Raw genomic sequence first — 3,101 nt, forward strand, 5'->3', positions numbered from 1 at the left:
ACCATTGCTGAAGCGTCGCCCGCTGGCTCTTGCTGAGGTGAATCTCGGCTGCGACCCGCATCGTGCCCCTCTGGCCGTTCGCCGCGAGGGTAACGTGGATAGTCCAATAGTGCCCTTTATTTATGAATCATATCACTAGCGTGGGCCGGTCTGGCGCTCCCCCCCGCGCTGATCGCGCTCCTCTACTGGCCAACGCTTGGCCACGGCTTCGTGTGGGACGACGACTTTGTGATCCGGTTGCCCGTCTACACGCGCTTCGACCTGGCTGCCATCCTGACCAGGCCGGGGAACGGCTTCGAATACCTCCCGGTTCGCGATCTCACCCTGTTCGTCGATCACGCGCTCTTCGGCGACTGGGCGGGCGGCTTCCACCTGGTGAATGTGGCGATCTTCGCCGTCTCGTCGGTTCTGGTCTTCATGCTCTTCGGGAAGCTCTTTGCCGCGGCGCGACGCGACGCGACGCATTGCGCGAGCGTGCGCCCCTGGTGGCGCTCCTCTGTACGATGGTGCTGGTCGCCCATCCCCTCCAGGTCGAGCCGGTCGCCTTCGCGACCCAGCGCAATGCGCTCCTCGCGCTCCTGTTTTCACTTGCTGCTCTTCTTGCCTACACGGATGCGCTGGGGAGCGATGGTTCGGGCGCTGTCCGGCGCAGGCTCTATGTGCTCTCGCTCGTCTTCACTGTGGCAGCCTTGTTCTCGAAAGCGACAGCGCTGAGCCTCGTGTTGGTGATAGGTCTGGTCGATCTCTACCTGCGTCGAGGCGATACGTTGCGCAGCACACTCCTGCGCATCACGCCCCACGCGGTCGCGACCCTGCTGGCGGCGGGGCTGCACGTCGCGGTGGCGCAAAGGCGCGGCGTGTTGCAGGGTGCCGCCTCGCCAGTGGACTTCCTCAAGCGTCTGCTGCAGGCCGTATTCATCCCCGAGTTCTACGTGTGGAAGGCGCTCTGGCCCGTCGGGCTGTGCATCGAATATGATTTCGACCCGGTGCGGGCTCACTCGTGGCTGCTGGTCGGGATGTCGGCCCTCGTAGGGGCAGTGCTCGTGGTCGTGGTTCTACGTGGCTGGCGCGCGCGGACCTTCGCCTGGTTCGCAGCGCTCGCATGCGGGGCTGCGCTCGTGCCGGTGCTGAACCTCATGCCCACGCACCCGTTGGTTGCCGACCGCTACGTGCAGATTCCGCTCGTCTTCTTTGTGCCGTTGCTCCTGGCGCCGCTGCTTTCGCGGTTACCGACGCGAGCGGCGGTGGGCCTGACGGTGGTCCTGGTGGTGACGCTTGGCGCCCTCAGCTTCAGGCAGGTGCCGACGTGGAAGAGCTCAGAGAGCCTTTTTTCCCACGCGATCGAGGTGAACCCGCGCGCCACTCAGTCGCTCGGAAACCTCGGCATGTTGCTCTGGGATGCGCGGCGGCGCGACGAGGCGAATGCCGTCTTCGAGCGGCTCGCCGAGGTCGACCCCGAGGACTTTCAGCATGATCTCGTGCGCGGCTGGCAGGCGCTCGACCGCGGCGACCTCAATCTGGCCGAACGCTGGCTCGAGTCGGCGGCGGGTAAGAGCGGCACGATGAAACACCTGGTGTACCTGAAACTCGGCGAGTTGCACGAGAAGCGCCGGGACCTCACCGCCGCGGTCGCTGCCTACGAACGTGCTCTGGCGATGGCACGAGTCACACCCGCAGCGGGCGCGCACGTCGAATACCTCGAGGCCGCGCTGCGACGCCTCGCGACGCGGCGGCGCGGATCCGTCCGGCAGAGGTGATCGCCGATCCGTAGGGTGGAGAGGCGCTCGACTTCAGGAGTGTCCTTCGGTCGCTACTGCCGCCTGGGAGCAACCGCGCTCTAGCCGAATCGTCTCGTCAGCCAGTCCAGCATCAGCGTGCTGAGTTCCTCCGGCTTTTCCTGCTGGGTCCAGTGACCACAGCCCTGGATCATGTGCATTTCCAGGTCACTGCAGAGATCGGGCGTGCCGGCGGCGATGTAGGGAGGCATCGCCGGATCCCATTCGGCGGTGATCATGAGGCAGGGAAGGTCGAGTTTCTTCTTTCCGACCTCAGGCAAGCGCGCAGCATTGCGATCGATATTCCGATACCAGTTGATCCCGCCGCGGAAGCTGGCGCGTTGGTAGGTACGCGTATAGTGGTCCAGTTCGGCCGGGGTCAGCAGCGCCTCACCGATCGCACTGATTGCGTCGATCTTGAGGAAGGGATTGAACTTGACGTCATCCCGGATGGCCTGGGCGACGGCCTGCTCCACGGAGACATCGCGTCGCATCAACTTCTCGAAGACGATTCGCGTGCGCGGGTCGACGAAACGCTCTGCGACACCCGGCTCCTGGAACCAGAGCGTGTAGGCCTCGTCGTCTTCACCGACCAGCGTGCGATAGTGCGCAGTCGTGGGAACCGGGAAGTTCGGCGTATTGACCCCGATCACGCCGAGGGTTCTCTCCGGGTAGAGGACCGGCATGGCCCACGCGACGAAGCCGCCCCAATCGTGTCCCGCGAAGACGGCCTTGTCGATTCCGAGTGCGTCGAGCAGCCCTGCCATGTCCGCGGTCAGATGCTCGAGGTCGAAGTCTTCGATCGCATCGGGCGAATCGCTCGCGCCATAGCCACGCATATCCGGGGCGATGGCGCGAAAGCCCGCCTCGGCCAGTGTGGCCAGCTGGTGGTTCCAGGAGTAGCCGAGTTCCGGAAAGCCATGACACAACACGACGGCTGGGCCCTTACCGGCCTCGTGAACGGAAAGCGTGATGGCATCGATTTCGGCATCCATGGTTCCCTGATGCCTGGGCAAGCGTACGCGTTTGGCGTCGGGGAAGGGTTTCATGCGAACTCCAATCTAGTCCGAAGCTTGAGATCTCGAGCTCCAGCGCAACTCGCTAGCGGCCGGGTTGGACGAGAATCTTGGCGTGCTTGTCAGGCAGGGCGAGTTCTTCGAAGGCCGCTGCAACGCCGTCGAGTCCGCTAGCAGGCTGCGGAAGAACGCTGGTGGCGTAGCGGAAACCGGGAGCTCGAGGGGGTTTTCCCGGGAATTGAGCGCGGAATCGGGGTTTCGCCGCCGGTGAGTGTCCGGCTCGTGACCCGCGCGGCGCTCCGTTCGGGCC

At 64.7% G+C, this 3,101-nt stretch carries 3 protein-coding genes; 1 reads left to right on the forward strand and 2 read right to left on the reverse strand.

Annotated features, from left to right (window positions below):
* Nucleotides 1–135: 135 nt before the first annotated feature.
* A complete protein-coding gene (locus GY937_25130) occupies nt 136–465 on the reverse strand; it encodes a hypothetical protein (GenBank protein MCP5059999.1) in 330 nt (109 codons plus the stop codon).
* A 20-nt stretch (nt 466–485) separates the two neighbouring features.
* Between GY937_25130 and GY937_25135 the strand changes: the two genes are divergently transcribed.
* A complete protein-coding gene (locus GY937_25135) occupies nt 486–1,757 on the forward strand; it encodes a tetratricopeptide repeat protein (protein MCP5060000.1) in 1,272 nt (423 codons plus the stop codon).
* Nucleotides 1,758–1,837: 80 nt separating this feature from the next.
* Here the strand turns inward: GY937_25135 and GY937_25140 are convergent, their stop codons facing one another.
* Entirely contained in the window at nt 1,838–2,824 is a 987-nt protein-coding gene (locus GY937_25140; GenBank protein MCP5060001.1) for an alpha/beta hydrolase, read from the reverse strand.
* Nucleotides 2,825–3,101: the final 277 nt, after the last annotated feature.

Source organism: bacterium (genome assembly GCA_024228115.1).
Taxonomy (GTDB): Bacteria; Myxococcota_A; UBA9160; order UBA9160; family UBA6930.

Coding starts and splice junctions, on each gene's coding strand:
- GY937_25140 (MCP5060001.1), bottom strand. CDS start 2,824: ATGAAACCCTTCCCCGACGCCAAACGCGTACGCTTGCCCAGGCATCAG.
- GY937_25130 (MCP5059999.1), bottom strand. CDS start 465: ATGCGTCGCGTCGCGTCGCGCCGCGGCAAAGAGCTTCCCGAAGAGCAT.